The organism is Pseudomonas sp. PDM22 (genome assembly GCF_014851965.1).
Classification (GTDB): Bacteria; Pseudomonadota; Gammaproteobacteria; order Pseudomonadales; family Pseudomonadaceae; genus Pseudomonas.
In genome coordinates this window covers 99503-118472 of sequence record NZ_JACVAR010000007.1, presented here as the reverse complement: position 1 = coordinate 118472, position 18970 = coordinate 99503, and the positions used below count along the sequence as shown (strand labels likewise).

Annotated in this window: 19 protein-coding genes; 8 read left to right on the top strand and 11 right to left on the bottom strand. The window is 66.9% G+C overall.

The annotated features are described in order from the left end of the window. Positions 1–139: 139 nt before the first annotated feature. Together IB255_RS23895 and IB255_RS23890 are read right to left on the bottom strand one after the other, a co-directional pair. Positions 140–451 carry a DUF2388 domain-containing protein gene (locus IB255_RS23895; RefSeq protein WP_225594991.1) on the bottom strand — a complete coding sequence of 104 codons (312 nt, stop codon included), beginning with the start codon at positions 449–451 and terminating at the stop codon, positions 140–142. Continuing rightward, on the bottom strand, positions 445–894 hold the full coding sequence (locus tag IB255_RS23890) for a GNAT family N-acetyltransferase (protein ID WP_081520529.1): 450 nt from the start codon (positions 892–894) through the stop codon (positions 445–447). Before IB255_RS23890 ends, IB255_RS23895 begins: the two co-directional genes overlap by 7 nt. 354 nt (positions 895–1248) lie before the next feature. Between IB255_RS23890 and IB255_RS23885 the strand changes: the two genes are divergently transcribed. Beyond that, positions 1249–1566 carry a DUF883 family protein gene (locus IB255_RS23885; RefSeq protein ID WP_192210945.1) on the top strand — a complete coding sequence of 106 codons (318 nt, stop codon included), beginning with the start codon at positions 1249–1251 and terminating at the stop codon, positions 1564–1566. 60 nt (positions 1567–1626) lie between these two features. Here IB255_RS23885 and IB255_RS23880 read toward each other — a convergent pair whose 3' ends face one another. After that, on the bottom strand, positions 1627–1854 hold the full coding sequence (locus IB255_RS23880) for a hypothetical protein (RefSeq protein ID WP_081520531.1): 228 nt from the start codon (positions 1852–1854) through the stop codon (positions 1627–1629). 413 nt (positions 1855–2267) lie between these two features. Here IB255_RS23880 and IB255_RS23875 point away from each other — a divergent pair, with 413 nt between their 5' ends. After that, entirely contained in the window at positions 2268–2645 is a 378-nt protein-coding gene (locus IB255_RS23875) for a DUF3509 domain-containing protein (protein WP_151187296.1), read from the top strand. Between the two features lie 2 nt (positions 2646–2647). After that, positions 2648–2800 (top strand): hypothetical protein, encoded by a 153-nt coding sequence (locus IB255_RS23870; protein ID WP_167523197.1) that lies wholly within the window; start codon positions 2648–2650, stop codon positions 2798–2800. 150 nt (positions 2801–2950) lie between these two features. Here IB255_RS23870 and IB255_RS23865 read toward each other — a convergent pair whose 3' ends face one another. The 3 genes from IB255_RS23865 to IB255_RS23855 form a co-directional block, all read right to left on the bottom strand. After that, positions 2951–4561 carry an arylsulfatase gene (locus tag IB255_RS23865; RefSeq protein ID WP_192210944.1) on the bottom strand — a complete coding sequence of 537 codons (1611 nt, stop codon included), beginning with the start codon at positions 4559–4561 and terminating at the stop codon, positions 2951–2953. Between the two features lie 166 nt (positions 4562–4727). Beyond that, entirely contained in the window at positions 4728–5555 is an 828-nt protein-coding gene (locus IB255_RS23860) for an ABC transporter ATP-binding protein (protein ID WP_081520534.1), read from the bottom strand. Then, complete coding sequence (locus IB255_RS23855; RefSeq protein ID WP_412548132.1) at positions 5552–7168, bottom strand: ABC transporter permease; 1617 nt, start codon at positions 7166–7168, stop codon at positions 5552–5554. The genes IB255_RS23860 and IB255_RS23855 overlap by 4 nt, the downstream gene beginning before the upstream one ends. 258 nt (positions 7169–7426) lie before the next feature. Here IB255_RS23855 and IB255_RS23850 point away from each other — a divergent pair, with 258 nt between their 5' ends. Next, positions 7427–8488: an ABC transporter substrate-binding protein gene (locus tag IB255_RS23850; protein WP_081520536.1), complete on the top strand. Its 1062-nt coding sequence runs from the start codon at positions 7427–7429 to the stop codon at positions 8486–8488. A gap of 32 nt (positions 8489–8520) precedes the next feature. Here IB255_RS23850 and IB255_RS23845 read toward each other — a convergent pair whose 3' ends face one another. Together IB255_RS23845 and IB255_RS23840 are read right to left on the bottom strand one after the other, a co-directional pair. Then, positions 8521–9900 carry an ATP-binding protein gene (locus tag IB255_RS23845; RefSeq protein ID WP_192210943.1) on the bottom strand — a complete coding sequence of 460 codons (1380 nt, stop codon included), beginning with the start codon at positions 9898–9900 and terminating at the stop codon, positions 8521–8523. A 204-nt stretch (positions 9901–10104) separates the two neighbouring features. Then, complete coding sequence (locus IB255_RS23840) at positions 10105–11061, bottom strand: GlxA family transcriptional regulator (protein WP_192210942.1); 957 nt, start codon at positions 11059–11061, stop codon at positions 10105–10107. A 348-nt stretch (positions 11062–11409) separates the two neighbouring features. Between IB255_RS23840 and IB255_RS23835 the strand changes: the two genes are divergently transcribed. Genes IB255_RS23835 through IB255_RS23825 form a run of 3 tightly spaced genes read left to right on the top strand, consistent with a single transcriptional unit; the run spans position 11410 to position 13804 of the window. Continuing rightward, entirely contained in the window at positions 11410–12066 is a 657-nt protein-coding gene (locus tag IB255_RS23835) for a hydrolase (RefSeq protein WP_151187302.1), read from the top strand. 59 nt (positions 12067–12125) lie between these two features. Beyond that, entirely contained in the window at positions 12126–12542 is a 417-nt protein-coding gene (locus IB255_RS23830; RefSeq protein WP_192210941.1) for a DoxX family protein, read from the top strand. Then, positions 12539–13804 carry an OprD family porin gene (locus IB255_RS23825; RefSeq protein WP_192210940.1) on the top strand — a complete coding sequence of 422 codons (1266 nt, stop codon included), beginning with the start codon at positions 12539–12541 and terminating at the stop codon, positions 13802–13804. The genes IB255_RS23830 and IB255_RS23825 overlap by 4 nt, the downstream gene beginning before the upstream one ends. Before the next feature lies 1 nt (position 13805). Here the strand turns inward: IB255_RS23825 and IB255_RS23820 are convergent, their stop codons facing one another. Next, positions 13806–15014 (bottom strand): YbfB/YjiJ family MFS transporter, encoded by a 1209-nt coding sequence (locus IB255_RS23820; RefSeq protein ID WP_192210939.1) that lies wholly within the window; start codon positions 15012–15014, stop codon positions 13806–13808. 134 nt (positions 15015–15148) lie between these two features. Between IB255_RS23820 and IB255_RS23815 the strand changes: the two genes are divergently transcribed. After that, positions 15149–16021: a LysR family transcriptional regulator gene (locus tag IB255_RS23815; protein WP_081520574.1), complete on the top strand. Its 873-nt coding sequence runs from the start codon at positions 15149–15151 to the stop codon at positions 16019–16021. Between the two features lie 479 nt (positions 16022–16500). On the opposite strand, the gene IB255_RS23810 is transcribed toward IB255_RS23815, so the two are convergent. Next, positions 16501–18339, bottom strand: coding sequence for an amidohydrolase (locus IB255_RS23810; RefSeq protein WP_081520543.1), 1839 nt, complete (start codon positions 18337–18339; stop codon positions 16501–16503). Between the two features lie 19 nt (positions 18340–18358). Then, positions 18359–18913, bottom strand: a complete 555-nt coding sequence (locus tag IB255_RS23805) for an antibiotic biosynthesis monooxygenase (protein ID WP_081520544.1) — start codon at positions 18911–18913, stop codon at positions 18359–18361. Positions 18914–18970: the final 57 nt, after the last annotated feature.

Sequence of the window (18970 nt, the reverse complement as noted above, 5' to 3'; positions counted from 1 at the left end):
GCCGCGAACCACTCGATCGTTCGAATGGAAAGCAGTCTGCGGGCTTTGCCGACGGGGATTAAGACGCCGTTTCGGCAAAATCAATTGATTCCAGCTCACGAATGCAAGCCGAATTGCCTGTCTGGAAGCGGAGAATCCTTCAGCCCTGGCTGGCAATGGCCTGGGCTACCTGCTGGTCACTCAAGGGTGATTGCGGGTGCTCGCTGCGGTACAGGCGCAGGGCTTGTTCGAGTTGGGCGCCATGAATCTGCCCGGCCGAAGCGACGTACGCCAGTGCATCGTCGCGAGCCTGCTGATAGGCGCGTGGCGCCTGGCTGCTGGACTCGCTGACGGCGGCCGTGCCGAGGCTGGTGCCGACGGTGAAGTGATCCGAGGAGTTGCCCTTGCCATCCATGGCAGCGGCGGGGCCGGCAATGCCGAGCAGCAGAACGGCAGCGGCTTTCTTCAGCATCCGCAGACCGCCGGACGCGCGGTCCAGCCCATGCGCATCTCGGGATGCCCGGTGTGTTCGTCCTTGCGCTCCTCCAGCACCTCGAAACCGTGCCGCTGGTAGAACGCCACGGCGCCGGCATTGGCCGAATAGACCGCCAGTTCCAGCATCGGCAGGTGAATCTTGGCATCGCTCAGCAGGTGCGAGCCCAGCCCTTGGCCCTGGCACTCGGGGGCAACGAACAGGGCGGCCAGTGCGCCGTCGTGCAGGCTGTAGAAGCCAATCACGCAGCCGTCGCTCTCGACGACGCGCGACGCGGCAGCAGGCAGGTAGACGTCGCGCATGTCCTGCAGGCGCTGCTGCCAGAAATCGGTATCGATGAAATTGTGGGCCTGCTGCGAAGCGCGCAGCCAGATATCCAGCACCCGGTCCATGTCGTCATCGCGAAAGTCACGGATCTGCATCGGAGTCGTCTCCCGGTCTTTTTAAGTGCTCATGGCGTGGCGGGCGGCATCCTCGCACAAGCGATCACCCCTGCGCTCCCCCGCGCACTGCCACCAATCGTCGCACCTGCGCAGCCTCCAACAATGGCAAAAAAGAGCCGGCGAGCGACCCTTGCACTCAAGCACGCCCGAGGCGAACCGTCAGGTTCCGCTCATCCGAATCAGTGAACGACCGGCGGTCTCGGGGCTCTCTCGAATGGGTCCGGCAAATCCGCCAATGCGCGCGGCAGCGCGTGCCGACGCCCGTGGCGGATAGAAGCCCGAGGGCGCAACCGACCCGCGAATTCCAACCTGAAGCAATCAAGGAGACAGTCAATGGGCAGCTATCGATGGTTCCCCTCTACCCGCAACAGTGGCGTGCAGGAGTTGCAATCCCTGGTGAACGACCTGGAATCCCTGCTGGCCAGCAGCCGCGACCTGACGGCAGAACAACTGCCGGCGTTCAAGACGAGGCTGCGGGACCTGGTGGACGACAGCCGCGAAACCAGCGAACACCTGATTCAGCGCAGCCGCCGGGCCATTCGCGCGGGCGGCGAGTATGCCGGTGAACACCCCTGGCAGACCGTTGCGGTACTGGCCACAGCCGCGGGCCTGCTGGCGGCTGCCTGTGCCCTGAGCCGTCATCAGCACTGACGCCCGGGCGGTGAGCGGCCGCAGCGTTGCCGCTCACCGCACACTGGTCGATGAGCCGCGCTAGTCGATGAAGCTGTCGATCAGCTCCAGGCCAAGACTGCGCACCCGCCCTGCGCTGCTCAGTTCGTCGCCGTGGATGCCGACCACGGTGGTACAGGGCATGTCCGCCAGCTGGCTGCTGAGTCGGATCGAATAGCGACCACCCTCCTCCCGGTAGCAGGAGAAATTGAACAGCGGGTAGGCTTCGTGGAGCACCGCTTCCACGTCCAGGCGTCGGAACTGCGTCATGGCCACCTCCTCTTCCTGGTTCAACCCTGCCCGCTCGGCTGCCGGAGGGAAATGCTGGCGATTGGCCCAGGCGCCGGGACTCGCCGGCATCGGCAAGCGGATCGCCCGCGCTGGCAGGCGCCGCTGATATCAAGGCTACCTTCGGGCCCGTGCGGGTTTCGGACGGAAGGCCTGCCAGGGGGCAACCATGGCGACGATAACGGCGGCAAAGCTGATGGCCGTGCATTATCCAGCCTCTTGCCGGTGCAACCTTGCATCCTGCAAGTGACCAAAGGCCAGCATGTGCGCACGATTTCCAGCAATAACAACCTGTTAAGCGGATGAAACAGTCTTTCCCGGCCTGGCACGGCTGATGCGAGGTTTCAGGCTCAAGCCAGCGCTCCGGCTTTTGCCAACCACCGGGAGGGATCGACATGTCCAGTTGCCGCGACACTGCCATCGAGCACCTGAGCCACCTATTCAGCGACTACCGTCCACAGTTCACCACCAGGCCCGACGGCACGCTGCTGATCAACCTGCGCAATGCCGCGGGCAAGCGCCTGATCTCCCGTGTCATCCAGCACGAGGAGCAGACCAGCGCCGTGTTGCTGAACAACCTCGTGGAGCGTATCCGGCGAGACCTGATGACAGTGGAAGGTCCGCTGGAGGAGGACAACGTCGACTGGTTTCTCAAGCGCATCGAACTGCAGACCTTCGTTCCGGTGAATCCGACCCACCGGCCGCGCAAGGTGGTGGTGGCCGGTGCACGTCTGCGCGCCCTGGCCGGCAAGCAGGCCCCGCAAGCGAGGTGAGCATGAAAACCCCCGTGGATACCCCTGACCCCGACCCTCGAGTGACCCGCGAGGAGTCGCTGGAAGAACTGGTGGACATCGAGCCCGAGGACAGCCGGCAGGAGCCCCATCTGTCCGCGGCCCACCAGGACGGCCTCAAGGACGGGCCGACGTAAGCCGATAAGACAGAAGGCCAGCGCAGCCAAACCGATGGGAAGTGCATTCCGGTGGCCGCCGTCAGTCCGAGCAGTCGGGCGGCCACCGGTTCTCTCCCCCGCGCACGGGCACGCATGAGCGAGGGAGCAGACAGGCTCCGGCGCTGGCAATCAGCGCGCCAGGAACGGTGGCGGCGCGTCGATCACACCGGTCTCGTTGACGTACTGCTTGTAGTGCTCGATCAGCGCTTCCAGCTTCGCCGGTTCGCTCTTGGCCAGGTCCCTTGTCTCGCCGGGATCGCTGGCCAGATCGTAGAGCTGCCAGGTGGCCGGGCCGACCGGCGCGGGCAGGTACACCGCCTTCCAGTCACCCTGGCGGATGGCGCGCATGCCAAACAGCTCCCAGCCGGTGACGGTCTTCTCGTCGTGGGCCTGCTCGGTCTCGCCGGACAGCCAGCCCAGCCACGACTTGCCACGCACCTCGGCCACTTCGCGGCCATGCCACTGCTTGCCCGGATGGCGCACGCCGGCCAGGTCGAGAATGGTCGGGGTGATGTCCATCACCGTGGAAAAGCCGTGGCTGATCTCACCCTGGCGCTGCAACGCCGGGTAACGCACCAGCGCCGGCACGCGGATGCCGCCCTGCGTAGTGAAGGCCTTGTACAGCCGCGACGGCGCGGTGGCCGCCTGGGCCCAGCGCGGGCCGTACCAGATGTAGGAGTTGGCGCGGCCGATGTTCTCCAGGCTGTTGTCGTAGTGCTGGTCGAGGAAGCTCAGCAGATCAGGGCCGAAGCGCGGGAAGGCTTCCAGCAGCGCGCCCTCGGCGCCGTTGTCGGACATGAACAGGACGAAGGTGTTGTCCAGCTCGCCCTGCTGGCGGAGGTATTCGACGACACGCCCGACGTTCCAGTCCAGGCGCTCGACCATCGCCGCGTAGACCTCCATGGCCCGCGCCGATTTCGCCTTTTCCTCGTCGCTGAGGCGCCCCCATTCCTTGCTGATTGCCAAAACCGGATGCGCGTTCACGTCGGCTTCGATCAGGCCCAGCTGCTTGAGCCGCTCCAGCCGTTCCAGGCGTAGCGCCTCGGGGCCGGCGTCGTAGCGGCCCTGATACTTGTCGACCACCTCCCTGGGCGCCTGCAACGGCCAGTGCGGCGCGGAGAACGGCAGGTAGGCGAAGAACGGCCGGCTCTGGTCGCGCTCCTTGAGGTAGTCGATCAGCTTGTCGCCGAAGGCGTCGGAGGAATAGAAGTCCGCCGGCAGCTCCTCAATGAACTGGTCATCCTCCACGTACAGCGCTGGCGTGCCCTTGAGGATGCGCGGCGTGGTTTCATCGTAGGGCGGCTCGAAACCATAGTGGTTGGCGGCACCCGGCAGCAGCGAGAACGAGCGCTCGAAGCCGCGCGCGTGGGGCGCCTGCTCCAGTTTCAGGCCCAGGTGCCATTTGCCGGCCATCAACGTCTGGTAGCCGGCCTCGCGCAGCAGCTCCGGCAGCGCCACCACGCGGTCGTTCAGGTAGCCCTCGTAGCCGGGCTTGCCTTCCAGCTCCGGGGTCAGCGCCTCGGCCATGGTGCCGATGCCGGCGATGTGGTGGTCGGTGCCGGTAAGCAGCATCGAGCGCGTCGGCGAGCAGGTCGGCGCGGTGTGGAAGTCGGTCAGGCGCAGACCGTCGAGGGCCAGGGCGTCGAGGTGCGGCGTGGCGATCTCGCCACCGAAGGCGCCGAGGTCGGAGAAGCCGAGGTCGTCGGCGACGATGACGAGGAAGTTGGGGCGTTTGCTCATGGAAAGCCTCATGAAATGGAAAGGTCGGTGTACCAGTCTCGCCCTCACCCCAGCCCTCTCCCGGAGGGAGAGGGAGCAGTCCGTGCCGACTGACACCGTGGTTTCAACCTGCTCCGATCAGTCCCCTCTCCCTCCGGGAGAGGGTTAGGGTGAGGGGCTCTTGTCTTCAGCAGGCAATGAACTCGAACGGCAGGTCTTCCACCCGCTTGAGCTGCGGCGCGACGTAGTCGCCCTCGCCTGTCAACTCGTGCAGCAGCGCCTCGCGCTGGCGCAGGAAGTCGTAGCCACCGCGCTCGCGCGGATGCGCCAGCGGCACCTCGACGATGCGCTTGATGCGCCCCGGACGCGGCGCCATGACCACCACGCGGTCGGCGAGGAACAGCGCCTCTTCGACGTCGTGGGTCACCAGTACGGTGGTAATGCGTTCGCGCTGGCGGATGCGCAGCAGCTCCTCCTGCAACTGCTGGCGGGTCAGCGCATCGAGCGCGCCGAAGGGCTCGTCCAGCAGCAGGATGCGCGGGCTGGCCACCAGGCCGCGGGCAATTGCCACGCGCTGCGCCATGCCGCCGGAAAGCTGATGCGGGTAGGCGCGGGCGAAGGCCGTCAGGCCTACCAGCTGCAGATAATCGGCGACCCTGGCGGCCTTGCCGGTCTCGCTCAGCGGTTCGTTGACCAGGCCGAGGGCGACGTTCTGCTCCACGCTCAGCCAGGGGAACAGCCGATGCTCCTGGAACACGATGCCGCGCTCGCCGCCAATGCCGTCGATGAGCGCGCCGTCGATGCGGATCTCGCCCTGGAATTCGCGGTCCAGCCCCACCAGCAGCCGCAGCAGCGTGGACTTGCCACAACCGCTGGCGCCGACGATGGCGATGAACTCACCGTCGGCGATCTCCAGGTCGAAGCGTTCGATGGCCTGTAGCTCGCGGCCGTCCACGGGGAAACTCTTGGCGACCTGGCGAAAGCTCACCAGTGCCTGCGATGCGAATGCGTTCATGCGTGCCTCCAGCGCGTCACCCGCGCTTCGATGCGCTGGCCGAGCGCGGCCAGCAGGGCTCCGGTGAGGCCAACCAGCAACATGCCGGCACCGACCAGGTCCATGCGGAAGAGTTGTTGCGCGCCGATCATCAGGCTGCCGATACCGCCGTCCGATGGCATGAAGTACTCGGCGCCGATGGTGCCGAGCCAGGCGTAGATCAGCGCCAGGCGCACCCCGGCGAACACCGAGGGCGCGGCGCCCGGCAGCACCAAGCGGCGCAACCGTTGCCAGGGCGAGAGGCGCAGGGCGATGGCCGCCTCGCTCAGTTGCGCCGGCAGGCTGGCGATGCCGCGCTGGGTCGCCAGCAGCAGCGGAAAGAATGCAGCCAGGCCAACGAACACCACCTTGGCCAGCTCGCCCAAACCAAACCAGGCGGTGAGCAGCGGCACCCAGGCGAAGATCGCCACCTGCCGCAGCGCGGCGAAGGACGGACCGAGCAGCCGCTCCGCCGGGCGCCACAGGCCCAGTCCCAGGCCGAGCAGGAAGCCCATCGAGCCGCCCAACAGCAGGCCGGCGAGCGTGCGTTGCAGGCTGGCCAGCAACGCGACGGTCAGGCTGCCATCCAGCAATCCATCCCACAGCGCGACAGCTACCGACGCGGGGCTGGCGAGAATGGCGGGATCGACCCACTCCGACGCGCTCGCCGCCTGCCAGATCGCCAGCAGCGCCAGCGGCAGCAGCCAGGGTTGCAGGCGTTCCCAACCCTGCCCTGCTCCGCTGCGGTGGAACGCTGCGCGGCGCAGCTCCCCTGCTGCCTGCTGTGGCCAGTGCACCAGACGCCGGTCCAGCGCCTGGATGCCGCGGTCCATCGCAGCCCCCACCAGGCCGATGACCAGGATGCAGACAAACACGATATCGAGCATGAACAGCTGGCGCGCCTGCACCATCAGGTAGCCGACGCCTTCGCTGGAGGCCAGCAACTCCACGGCCAGCAATGAGGTCCAGCCCTGCGCAAGTGCCAGGCGTACGCCGGTAAGGAACGCCGGCAGCGCCGCCGGCAGGATCAACCGCCACAGCAACAGCCGGTGCGGCAGGCGCAGCACGGCAGCGGCCTCGCGCAGGCGCGGCTGGGCATCGCGCACGCCGACCAGGGTGTGCAGCGTCACCGGCACGATGATGGCCTTGATCAGCACAACCAGCTTGAGCAGTTCGCCAATGCCGAAGAACAGCATGAACAGCGGAATCCAGGCCAGGGTCGGGACCTGCGCCAAAGCACTGAAGGTGGGCAGCACCAGACGCTCGGCGCGGCGGCTGAAGCCGAGCCAGGCGCCCAGTGCCAGCCCGCTGAGGATGCCGGCCAGCAGGCCCCAGAGCAGACGTTTCAGGCTGATGCCCAGTTGCTGCCAGAGCTCGCCGGCAAGCAGCTCGCGGCCGGCCTGCAGCACCAGTTCGGGCGTGGGCAGGATCTGCGCGGACATCCAGTGACGGTGGCTGGCGAACCACCAGAGCATGCCGATGGCCAGTGGCACCAGCCACGGCAGGATGGGTGCGAGCCCGCGCCAGCCGAAGATGGAAGGCCTCAGGCGGGGGCTGGGAAGAGCAAGGCGATACGGCTTCGTAATATTCTTCATTGGAATATAAATAGTTATATCAATGCATTTATGAGCTAACACAGGCCATTTAAGGGAAGGCCCGCACGCTCATCCAATGCATTCGCCGAATATTTTTTATGCCCGCAGGGCATCTGCCCGCAGAGGCCTGCGGCTGCTCGCTTAGCTCGAATAATTACTAAAAAATCACTTTTTATTATTTTGTTGATGAGCAGCCCCATGCCTTTAGTGCGGGCGCCGGAGCCACACGCGCTCCCCCCTCTGCAGGAGGCAGGCGCCATGAAGGCCCTCACTACTCAATTGCTGTCCCTCTTCGCTGCGCCGGTATTGGCCGGCCTGCTCGGCGCCTATCCGCTGGTCACCCAGGCCGCCGACCCGGTGAAGGAAATCCGCATCGCTGTGCCCGACGTCAGCGCCGGGCAGAACCACTCCGGCGGCGGCGTGGTGGACATCCTCTACACCCGCCAGCTGCTGGAGCAGGAATTCGCCAAGGACGGTATCCAGGTGAAATGGAGCTTCTTCAAGGGAGCCGGCCCGGTGGTCAATGAAGCCTTCGCCAATGGCCAGGTGGACTTCGCCTACCTGGGCGACCTGGCGGCGATCATCGGCAAATCCAGCGGCCTGGACAGCCGCGTGCTGGCCGCCACCGCGCGCGGCGTGAACCATTACCTGGGCGTGCAGCCGGGATCGGGGATCAAGACCCTGGCCGACCTCAAGGGCAAGCGCGTGGGCATCTTCCGCGGCACTGCCAGCCAACTCTCCTTCGACAACGCCCTGGCCAGCGCCGGCCTCACCGAGAAGGACCTGAAGGTGATCAACCTCGACTTCAGCGCAGCCCTCGCGGCGCTGGCGGCCAAGCAGATCGACGCCACCTGGGGCCTGGCCGGCCTGTTCGCCCTGCGCGACAAGGGCCTGGCAGAAATCCCGCTGAACACCCGCGACCTCGGCGGCGCCGGCACCCTGCAGGCGCTGCTGGTGGGCAACGGCGAATTCGTCGACGCCCACCCGGACATCACCGAGCGCCTGCTCAAGGTGCAGCTGCAGGCCGTGCAATGGGCCAGTGCGGAGGCCAACCGCGATGCCTATATCGAACTGGTGTCGAAGCAGGCCAGCTACCCGGCGGTGATCTTCAAGAGCGAGTACCAGGACCGGCCGCTGGTGGAAGTACTGTCGCCGAAGCTGGACGCCGACTTTCTCGGTCGCCTGGATGCGTCCATCACGGCCGCGAAGAGCTACGGCCTGATCCGCCGCGACTTCAAGGCCGCCGACTGGGCCAACCCCGCCCCGCAGGAAGCGGCAAGCCGGCAGGTAGCCGGGCAGCCGGTGGCGGCGATTCAGTAGCCGCCCGGACTCACCTGTGGGAAGGGGAACGTTTACACGGTGGTGATGGCAAGCTCCGGCAAGGTCACCTGGCGCATATAGGCACGCGCCGTATGCGGCACTCGGTAGCGCACTTCGCTCTCGCCCTGCTCCACCCACAACAAGGACTTGTCTGCCAGTTGTCGCACGGCGGCGAACACGCACTCTCGGCACCAGCGCTTGTCGTCCAGCGAGGCGACGGCGGTGTCCAGGGTGAAGCCGTCCGCCAGCTGCGCGAGCAAGCCCAGGCAGCGCTGCTCGACGGCGTCCAGCAGCGCGTAGCTCCAGTCGTAGGTCGCCCGCAGGCTCTGCTGTCGGGCTGGCGCGGTGCGGCGGCCGGGCATCAGCAGTTGCATGGGCGTGTCCAGCAGTGCCGGCAGCCCGGCGAGGCCAAGGATGCCCACCTGCCGCGCGGCCATCTCGATGGCCAGGGGAATACCGTCCAGGCGCCGACAGACGTCGATGATCGCGCGCACCTGGCCGGACTTGAGTTCGAAGCGGTCGCAGACCTCCCGCGCGCGCATCACGAACAGCTGCACCGCCGAACTGCACATGGCCAGTGCCAGTGGCGCATCGTCCTGCGCGGGCACCTCCAGCGGCGGCAGGCGCAGCACACGTTCTCCTTCCGCGCGCAGCGGCTCGCGGCTGGTGGCGAGGATGCTCAGTGCCGGGTGCAGGCGCAGCAGGTGCTCCACCGCCTCGGCGCAGCGGTCGGCGAGGTGCTCGCAGTTGTCCAGCAACAGCAGGGTCGGTTCATAGGCCGGCTCGCGCAGGAGAACGGCGAGGCTCTGGCTGAGGGAGACGCCATCCGGGTCGGCGGAGAGGTCGAGAAAGCGCACCTGGCTGAAATGCCTGCCGAGCTGCTCGGCAGCGTGGATCGCCAGGGAGGTCTTGCCCATGCCACCGGGGCCGACCAGGGTCATCAGGCGCGTGGCGGGCATCTGCTTCACCACCCGCTCGAGCAACGCCTGGCGGCCGACCAGGCCCATCAGCAGGACCGGCAGGTTGCTCGCGCGCACTTCACACGGCGGTGCCACAGCCTGCGCCGGAGCGACCACGCTCTCCACCACGCCGACGAAGCCATAGCCGCGCAACGGCACGTTGGCGATGTAGCGCTCACCCGTGCGGCCCTCGCCGAGTGCACGTCGCAGGGCGGCGATGTGCACGCGCAGGTTGATCTCCTCGACCACGGTATCGCCCCAGACCTGGGCAATGATCCTGTCCTTGCCGATGATTTCGCCGGGTTGGCGGATCAGCACCTGGAGAATATCCAGCGCCCGGCTGCCGATGCGCACCGGGCGATCCCCCTGCAGCAACTGGCGCTTGTAGGGATGGAACTGGAAGCGACCGAACTGCAGGATGGTCTCGGTGCGGTTTTCCGTGCTTGCGCTCATGTCCTGCTCACGTCTGCGGATCTGACGGATCGCTCTACAACGGGTCCTCCAGGCGATCTGGCCAGTACCGAGGTGACGCGCCCCTGATGATTGGTCAGGGTATTTTCCCGCCCTCGTTTGACAGCGCAATTCCCGCAGGGGGAAGGATTCGGCCAACTTGGGTGCGCCGGACGGTCAACCGGCCAAAAATGCGGCTTGCTGCCATCAGGCAAAGCCGAATTGCTCGCGGTACTGGCTCGGCGTCATGCCGATCCGCTCGCCGAAAACCGTGCGCATGTGCCGGGGGCTGCCAAAGCCGCTGCGGCTGGCCACCTGCTTGAGCGGCAGGTCGCTGCTTTCCAGCAGCTTGCGCGCATGGTCGATTCGCGCGCTCTGCACGTACTGCATGGGCGTCATGCTGGTCTCGCGCTGGAAGGCGCGGGCGAAGTTGCGTGGGCTCATGGCCACCAGCTCGGCCAGGCGATTCACTGTCAGCGGCTCGTCGATGTGGTCCACCACGTGGGCCTGGGCACGGGCGATCACCGAGCCGTCGCGCACCACCGAGACCAGCAGCGGGCCGAACGGCGTCTGCCCGCCCTGGCGCTTGAGCACCACCAGCAGCACCTTGGCGACTTCCAGGGCAACGTCCTTGCCGTGGTCCTCGGCGACCACCGCCAACGCCATGTCGATGCCGGCGGTGACGCCGCCGGAGGTGATCAGGTTGCGGTCGATGACGTAGATGCGCTCGGCCTGCACCTCGGCACGGGGATACAGCTGCGCCAGGCGATCCAGGTAGTTCCAGTGAGTGGTGCAGCGGTAGCCGTCGAGCAGCCCGGCCGCGCCGAGCAGGAAGGCGCCGGTACACACCGCGCCGTAGCGTTTCGCCACGCGCGCCGCCGCCGGCAACCAGGCGTTGAGCGCCTCGTTGCTGCCGTTGTAGGCACCGGGCCCGCCGGGCACCAGCAGCAGGTCCACGCCGGCGAGCAGCGCTTCCAGCGGCAGGTCGGCGCTCATCTTCAGGCCGCTGGAGGCGCGCACGCCCTCGGGCTTCGCCGCCACCGTGAGCAAACGGTAATGCCGCTCCGGCGGCAGGTAGCGGTTGGCCATGGAGAACACCTCCATCGGCCCCGTCACATCCAGCGCCAGCACATCGTCGTACAGCACCATGGCCACTGTTTTCATTCTTCTACTCGCACGCAAACGGGGCTTGGCGGTCTCGCGTGCCCCGGTATAGGAAAAAACCACTGTACCCATTCGCCGCGCCGGCGAATCGCACGTTTGCATCATTCTCCGCCAGGCGGGCCGAGCACACAGGTCCAATAAATGCCGTGGCGGCGAAACCATAGTCTGCCCATCGAAGCGCCCCGGACGCCCTTGCAGAACTGCAAAGCCACCCTGCAGGGCTGTCTGTTCCGCGCCTCGCAGCGTTCGGCAAAGATGTGTCCACGGTTTGCAGCCAAGTCCTGCAGGCCGAAAAGACACTCCAGACGCCCTCTTCCCACTCCACGCAATCCACCAGGAAATCCGACCATGACCGCCATCGCCAAAGCCGTTCCCGGCAAGACCCTGCTCAACCCCACCGACCACACCCTGATCATGATCGACCACCAGTCGCAGATGTCCTTCGCGACCAAGTCCATCGACGCGGTAACCCTGCGCAACAACGCAGCGCTGGTGTCCAAGGCGGCCAGGGAATTCGGTGTTTCCACCATCCTCACCACCGTTGCCGAGAAGAGTTTCTCCGGCCCTATCTTCGACGAGATCAAGTCGGTCTTCCCCGAACACAACGTCATCGACCGCACCAGCATGAACACCTGGGAAGACCCGCGCATCGCCGTGGAAGTGAACAAGTTCGGCAAGCAGAAGATCGTCCTGGCCGGCCTCTGGACCTCCGTGTGCATCGTCGGCCCGGCCCTGTCGGCCATCGACCAGGGCTTCGAGGTCTACGTGATCGCCGACGCCTGTGGCGACGTGTCCACCGAAGCCCACGAGATGGCCCTGCAACGAATGATCCAGCTGGGCGCGCGCCCCATGACCTCCCTGCAGTACCTGCTGGAACTGCAACGCGACTGGGCCCGCGGCGAAACCTACGATGCGACCGTGAAGACCTCCATCGAGCACGGCGGCGCCTACGGCCTCGGCCTGATCTACGCCAAGACCATGTTCAACGCCAGCGAAGGCCACTGAGCCTGAGCAGCAGAAAGGGGCGGCATTGCCGCCCCTTTTTCATTTCCGGGATACCCACCATGCCGACCCAAGACCGTTCCGGCGCCCTGCCGCTGCTGTTCATGCGCGTAGCCGCCGCCCTCCTGCTGCTCCAGGTGCATGGGCTGCCCAAGCTGCTGCACTGGCAGAACGAGCTGCAGCACATCGAAGACCCCTTCGGCCTCGGCGCCACGCCGACCCTGGCACTGGCGGTGTTCGCCGAAGTGCTCTGCCCGATCCTGCTGATCCTCGGCGTGTTCGCCCGCCTCGCCTGCCTGCCGGTAATCGCCGTGCTCCTGGTGGCACTGCTGTTCGTGCACCCTCAATGGTCGCTGGAAGAAGGCCAGTTCGCCTGGTGGATGCTGATCCTCTTCGCCGGCCTGGCGATGGCCGGCCCTGGCAGCTATCGCCTCGCCCTGCCCCGTCTGGGTGAACTTCGGACGGAGCCCCGACCGTGAAAAACGCCCTGCTCCCCTGCGCACTGGCGCTTGCCTGTGTCCAGGCCCACGCCGCCGACTGGTCGTTGTTGTCACGCAACTACTTCCTCGACAACGACTACCGCAGCCCTGGCCCCAACGGCCAGAGCCTGCGCCGTGAATGGGCGCAGGGTTTCATCGGCAAGTTCAGCAGCGACGTCACACCCGGCACCGTCGGCCTGGGTGTCGATGCCCATGCCTTCCTCGGCCTGAAGCTCGACGGCGGGCGCGGCCACGCCGGCACCGGCCTGTTGCCACTGGACAGCGACGGCCGCAGCGAGAGCGAGTATTCCGACGCCGGCGCCGCGCTGCGCCTGGTGCATGAAAAGACTTCCCTCGCCTGGGGCGAGATGGAAGTGGAGACCCCGGTGTTCGACACCGGTGACAAGCGCCTGCAACCCGAATACGCCACCGGCTGGTTCCTCGACGACCGCAGCCTGCCCAACCTGCGACTGCAGGCCGGGCGCTTCACTGCGTTCAAGAACCAGGACTCCAGCTCCAGCCACGGCGAGTTCGAAGGCTACGGCGCCAGCACCCGCTTCGGCGGCCTGAGCCTGGCCGGCGCCACCTGGAGCGCACCCGACGCCAACTGGGGCGGCGCGCTCTACGCCAGCCAGCTGGACGACGTCTGGCACCAGGCCTACGCCAACCTCAACGGCCACTTCGGACGCTGGTCGGTGGACGCCAACCTGTACAAGACCGGCGATACCGGCAGCGCCCGCGCCGGCGAGATCGACACCCTGGCCTGGAGCCTGCTGGGCAAGGTCGCCCTGGGCAGCCATGCGCTGAGTCTTGCCTACCAGAAGATCGGTGGCGACACGCCCTTCGACTTCGTCGGCGGCGACTCCATCTACCTCGCCAACTCGATCAAGTACGCCGACTTCAACGGCCCCGGCGAGCACTCCTGGCAGGCGCGCTACCAGTGGGACGGCGCCAGCGCCGGCCTCGCCGGCCTGACCTTTTCCACGCGCTACGTGCGCGGCAGCGGCATCGACGGCACTCACGCCCCGTGCGGCGGCGCCTACAACCCCATGGACGGCGGGGCCTGCCAGCCTGCCTATGGCGACGGCGGGCGCCACTGGGAGCGCGATCTCGACCTGCGCTACGTGGTGCAATCCGGCCCAGCCAAGGACCTGGCGCTGAGCTTCGCGCAGGTCTCGCACCGTGCCAACGACGCCCAGGGTGGCGCGGATATCGACCGCATCTACGTGATCGTCGAGTACCCGCTCAAGGGCATGTTCTGAGTCAGCCGCGGGCCGGCACGCCGGACTGGGGCGAGGCCTTGAACAGCAGCGCCGTCTCCATCAGCAGGGCCAGCACTATGGCTCCCGCTGCCACCGCGAAGAGCAGCGCGTAATGCCCGTGGCTTGCACTGAACAGCGCCGAGTAGGCGTAGCCGGCGATGGCCTGGAAGCTGGCGAAGGACACCGTCGCGCGGCTCCAGGTAGCGTTCTGCGCAGCATGACCGGGCACCAGCTGATGCACCCGCGCCAGCGCGAGCGGCACGATGCCCGGCGGGAACGAACCGATCACCACGCTCGCCACGCCCAGCAGGCGCAGGTCGCCGGTTTCCAGCAGCAGGCCGAGGGCAATGCATTGCGCCACCAGCACCAGGCGGATCGCCGCCCGCGCACCGAGATGGTCAGCGAGGAAGCCGTAGACCACCGGCCCGACGATGGCGCCGACACCATACAGCGTCCAGATCAGCGCGCCGCCGTGGGTACCGGCGCCCAGGCCCCGGGCCACGTAGTCCACCAGGAACATCATCGGCGCCACCAGTGCCGCGGCCATCAGCGCGTACTGGGCGAACAACACGTAGATGCCCGCCGAGGCGCGCACGCCCTCAACGCTGTGCGCCTGGGGATGAGCCTGCTCCTGTGGCCAGCCGAACCAGCTGCTCAGGCTGAGCACCAGGGCCAACAAACCGAGGCCGAGCCAGGTCTGCACCAGCCCCAGCGCCAGCAACAGCGGCACCAGGGTGCCAGAGGCGGCGATGCCCAGGCCGATGCCGAGGAAGATCGCCCCGCTCGCCAGCCCACGCCGATTGGCGGCCACGTGCGGGAGGATGGTGCTGGCGGCCAGCACCATGATCACCCCGCCGGAAATCCCCGAGACCAGCCGCCAGAAGAAGAACCACGCCTGGTTCAGCGGCCAGGCGCAGGCGAAGAACGACAGCGTGACCAGCAGCATCATGCCGCGCAGCACCGCCGTGCTCGACCAGCGCGCCGCCAGCGGGCGCCCGGCCAGCGCCCCGACGAGGTAGCCGGCAAGATTGGCGGCGCCCAGATAAACCACGGCGGAAGCCGAGAACCAGTGCGCCTCGATCAGCGCCGGGATCAGCGGCGTGTAGGCGAAACGCGCCAGGCCGATGCCGACCAGGCTGGCGCAGAGGCCCGCCCAGATCGGCAACCAGAGGGAGCCTCGGCTGGCGAGGCGGGAAGCATCGGTATTCATGACAACCCCTATCGCGCCGTCAGGGCGGCGCCGTTGAGTGGTGATGGGGGGATCATAAAGTCGCGCGAAGATGAAATAATGCAGCGAGTTTTCATCTCAGCACCGCATTTTTGCATCAAGAGGATTTCGCCATGATGAACTGGGACGACGCGCGGGTGTTCCTCGCCCTGTGCCGCGAACAGACCCTGCGCGGCGCCGCCCGCGTGCTCGCGGTGGACCAGGCGACCGTGGGCCGGCGCCTGGCGTCGCTGGAACGTTCGCTGGAGGCGACGCTGTTCCTGCGCACCTCGGCGGGCTACAGCCTGACCGCCGCCGGCGAGATCGCCCTGGCGGCAGCGCAGGCCATGGAGTCGTCCGCTGCCGAGCTGCAACGGCGGATCCTCGGCATGGACGACCGCATGAGCGGCGTGGTGCGGGTCACCACCACCGACTCCTTCGCCGCCGATTTCATCATCCCCGCGGTCGCCGCCCTGCACCGCGAGGAACCGGGCATCGAAGTGCAACTGCAGACCTCCACGCAGATGCTCAACCTGAGCAAGCGCGAAGCCGACATCGCCGTGCGTACCCACCAGCCGGAAAACCCTGACCTGATCGTACGACGCCTGGCACGCTGGGGCAGCGGACTGTTCGCCTCCGCGCAGTATGTCGAGCAACGCGGGGCTCCCGAACCGGGGAGCGCCTTCGCCGGGCACGACCTGGTGATCTATCAGCCGTATATCGACGCGGGCAAGGAAGTATTTCTCGCCTGCGAGCCGATTATCCACGGACGCATCGCCATGACCTGCACTTCCGGCTTCATGGTCCGCCGCGCCCTGGCCGCCGGCCTTGGCGTAGGGGAATTGCCGCTGCCGATGGGCGAGACGGACGGACTGGTCCGCCTGTGGCCGGAGCGCCCGCCCCAGCCCTACGACGTGTGGCTGGTGACCCACAAGGACGTGCGCCATACCGCGCGGGTACGAGCGGTGATCGACGCCATCGCGCGGGCGTTCAGCGCCGTCGCGCCGTAGCGAGCGGCCATTGCAGGAGCGGGATATGCCCGGCACTGACGCACTCCGCTGGGCGTGGACTTTGTCCGCGATCGCGGGCCTGGCCCGCACCTGCAAGGGTGCTCTGCTCAGTTCGCAGGGCGCACAACGCGCCAGCGTTGTCCGCCGCAACTGAACCGGCGGATAACCTGTTCCAGGTTATTCGCCCTACGAGCTACAAGGGTGCCTGGTAAGTCTTCAGGAGAAACACACCGTAGGAGCTGGCCATGCCTGCGACCGAGCCCGCGCCGGAACAACGCGGACGCAGTCCACTGGAGCAAACGTAGGATGGGTGGAGCGAAGCGATACCCATGCTGTCGGTGCGCGGATCGATGGGTATCGCTGCGCTCCACGCCATCCTACAAAGAGTCAGTCGGTGGAAATGCAGCGGCGGTTAGCGCGGACGTTGTCCGCAGGTCGCGGCATGGCCCGCTCCTCCAAGGAGCGGGCCATCGTTTGGGTCAGAAGGCGAAGCAGGAACAGCCGAAGGCGCCCCAGAAGCCCTGGAAATCACTCACCGGCACGCTCGACTGGCGGGCGCGTTCGTGGCTGTGGCCATGCACGCCGCAGGAGCCGACGCACTGGTGCACGGCATTCTGCAGCGGTGCCTGCGGGCGCCAGTGGCCGGGGACCTTGGCTACCGGCGACCAGTCCGGCAGTACCGGAATGGCGCTCGGCGCCTGGCGCTCGAAGTCGCCGCTGCCGAACACCACGCGGCCGTCCACCACGGTCAGCACTGACTCGATGGCCTTGATCTCTTCCTCCGGCACGTTGAAGTAGTCCGCCGAGAGCACCGCCAGGTCGGCCATCTGTCCGACCTTGAGCATTCCCTTTTTGCCCTGCTCGTTGGAGAACCACGCGCTGCCGTGGGTGTACAGCTCCAGCGCTGTGCTGCGAGGCAGTCCTTCCGGGTACAGCTCCATGCCGCCAACGGTCTTGCCGCTGACCATCCAGTACAGCGAGGTCCAGGGGTTGTAGCTGGAGACACGGGTGGCGTCGGTACCGGCGCCAACGGGCACGCCTTCGGCCAGCATGCGCTTGATCGGCGGCGTGGCTTCGGCGGCCTGTTTGCCATAGCGGTCGACGAAGTATTCGCCCTGGAACGCCATGCGGTCCTGGATGGCGATACCGCCGCCCAGCGCCCTCACCCGCTCGATGTTCTTTGGCGAGATGGTTTCACAGTGGTCGAAGAACCAGTGCAGGCCGTTGAACGGGATGTCCCGATTGACCTTCTCGAACACGTCGAGCATCCGCGAGATGGATTCGTCGTAGGTGGCGTGGAGGCGGAACGGCCAGCGCTGCTCGACGAGGTGGCGCACCACCGGCTCCAGTTCGGCTTCCATTGTGCCGGGCAGGTCCGGGCGCGGTTCGAGGAAGTCCTCGAAGTCGGCGGCGGAGAACACCAGCATCTCGCCGGCGCCGTTGTGCCGCAGGAAGTCGCTGCCCTGCCCGTACTGGACGCTGCTGGTCCAGTTCTTGAAGTCGGCCAGTTCTTCCTTGGGCTTCTGGGTGAACAGGTTGTAGGCAATGCGCACGGTGAGCTGGTTGTCTTTCTCCAGCTGTTCGATCACCTGGTAGTCGTCCGGGTAGTTCTGGAAGCCGCCGCCGGCGTCGATGGCGCTGGTGACACCCAGGCGGTTCAGCTCGCGCATGAACTGGCGGGTGGAGTTGACCTGGTAGTCGAACGGCAGCTTCGGCCCCTTGGCCAGGGTCGCATAGAGGATCATCGCGTTGGGCCGTGCCACCAGCATGCCGGTGGGCTCGCCCTTGCTGTCGCGGACGATCTCGCCGCCGGGTGGGTTCGGCGTGTCTTTCGTGTAGCCGACGACGCGCAGTGCGGCACGGTTGAGCAGCGCGCGGTCGTACAGGTGCAGGACGAACACGGGGGTGTCCGGCGCCGCCTGGTTCAGCTCCTCGATGGTCGGCATGCGCCTCTCGGCGAACTGGAATTCGTTCCAGCCGCCTACCACTCGCACCCATTGCGGCGACGGCGTGCGCAGGGCCTGCTCCTTGAGCAGGCGCAGGGCGTCGGCCAGGGACGGCACGCCTTCCCAGCGCAGTTCGAGGTTGTAGTTCAGCCCGCCACGGATCAGGTGCAGGTGCGAGTCGTTGAGGCCGGGGATCGCGGTGCGCCCCTTGAGGTCGATGACGCGGGTGGCGCCGGCGCGGAAGGCCATGGCCTCGGCTTCCGTGCCCACGGCGATGAACTTGCCGTCGGCGATGGCCACGGCGGTGGCCTCGGGTTTCTCGCGGTCGACGGTGTGGAAGCGGCCGTTGGTCAGGATCAGGTCGGCGTACATGGCGATGTTCCTCTTTCGATCAGCGGGCATTGAGCCAGGCGGAGAACAGGCGCGTGGCCCGTGGCATGAAAACGTAGACCACCAGCAGGACGATGGTCGCGACGATGAGCATGTTGGCCGGGACGAAGCCGCCCAGCAGCGGGACCTGGGCGAACAGAGGGCGCCAGAGCTGCGGCACCAGCATCACCAGCGGCAGGATCACCAGGTAGGAGATGGCCGCCTGCTTCCAGCGCGGCGGCTGCTTGTGGGGGGTGTCCGGGGTGGTGAACCAGAATTCGTGGGCGGTGTGCAGTTCCTTCTGCTCGACGTCGATCAGGTGCGGGTTGGCGCGGTCGATCAGCTCGTGGCGCTGCGGCGAGTCGAGCCAGGCCTGCAGTTCATTGGCGCTGGCGAAGCGCAGGACCGAGGTGAAATGGTCGCCCTGGCGCATCACGTCCACGCCCAGATGGCCAGGGAACTCGCTGGCGGCACGGGTCAGCTCGCGCAGGATGGCTTCATAGGCGGCGACGCTGTCGGGGCGGGCGCGGTGGCGGATGATCAGGGTGACGGATTCTTGCGGCGTGGGCTGGCTCAAGGGGGTTCCCTCCGGAGAAGTGGCCTCCCCCGCCCGGCGGCGAGGGAGGAAAGCGGC

What these genes read in the sequence shown, in the direction of transcription:
- IB255_RS23860 (WP_081520534.1), bottom strand. Translation starts at nt 5,555, where the DNA reads ATGAACGCATTCGCATCGCAGGCACTGGTGAGCTTTCGCCAGGTCGCC.
- IB255_RS23830 (WP_192210941.1), top strand. Translation starts at nt 12,126, where the DNA reads ATGCCGACCCAAGACCGTTCCGGCGCCCTGCCGCTGCTGTTCATGCGC.
- IB255_RS23870 (WP_167523197.1), top strand. Translation starts at nt 2,648, where the DNA reads ATGAAAACCCCCGTGGATACCCCTGACCCCGACCCTCGAGTGACCCGC.
- IB255_RS23845 (WP_192210943.1), bottom strand. Translation starts at nt 9,900, where the DNA reads ATGAGCGCAAGCACGGAAAACCGCACCGAGACCATCCTGCAGTTCGGT.
- IB255_RS23840 (WP_192210942.1), bottom strand. Translation starts at nt 11,061, where the DNA reads ATGAAAACAGTGGCCATGGTGCTGTACGACGATGTGCTGGCGCTGGAT.
- IB255_RS23875 (WP_151187296.1), top strand. Translation starts at nt 2,268, where the DNA reads ATGTCCAGTTGCCGCGACACTGCCATCGAGCACCTGAGCCACCTATTC.
- IB255_RS23855 (WP_412548132.1), bottom strand. Translation starts at nt 7,168, where the DNA reads ATGAAGAATATTACGAAGCCGTATCGCCTTGCTCTTCCCAGCCCCCGC.
- IB255_RS23890 (WP_081520529.1), bottom strand. Translation starts at nt 894, where the DNA reads ATGCAGATCCGTGACTTTCGCGATGACGACATGGACCGGGTGCTGGAT.
- IB255_RS23880 (WP_081520531.1), bottom strand. Translation starts at nt 1,854, where the DNA reads ATGACGCAGTTCCGACGCCTGGACGTGGAAGCGGTGCTCCACGAAGCC.
- IB255_RS23815 (WP_081520574.1), top strand. Translation starts at nt 15,149, where the DNA reads ATGAACTGGGACGACGCGCGGGTGTTCCTCGCCCTGTGCCGCGAACAG.
- IB255_RS23835 (WP_151187302.1), top strand. Translation starts at nt 11,410, where the DNA reads ATGACCGCCATCGCCAAAGCCGTTCCCGGCAAGACCCTGCTCAACCCC.
- IB255_RS23850 (WP_081520536.1), top strand. Translation starts at nt 7,427, where the DNA reads ATGAAGGCCCTCACTACTCAATTGCTGTCCCTCTTCGCTGCGCCGGTA.
- IB255_RS23865 (WP_192210944.1), bottom strand. Translation starts at nt 4,561, where the DNA reads ATGAGCAAACGCCCCAACTTCCTCGTCATCGTCGCCGACGACCTCGGC.
- IB255_RS23895 (WP_225594991.1), bottom strand. Translation starts at nt 451, where the DNA reads ATGCTGAAGAAAGCCGCTGCCGTTCTGCTGCTCGGCATTGCCGGCCCC.
- IB255_RS23820 (WP_192210939.1), bottom strand. Translation starts at nt 15,014, where the DNA reads ATGAATACCGATGCTTCCCGCCTCGCCAGCCGAGGCTCCCTCTGGTTG.
- IB255_RS23810 (WP_081520543.1), bottom strand. Translation starts at nt 18,339, where the DNA reads ATGTACGCCGACCTGATCCTGACCAACGGCCGCTTCCACACCGTCGAC.
- IB255_RS23885 (WP_192210945.1), top strand. Translation starts at nt 1,249, where the DNA reads ATGGGCAGCTATCGATGGTTCCCCTCTACCCGCAACAGTGGCGTGCAG.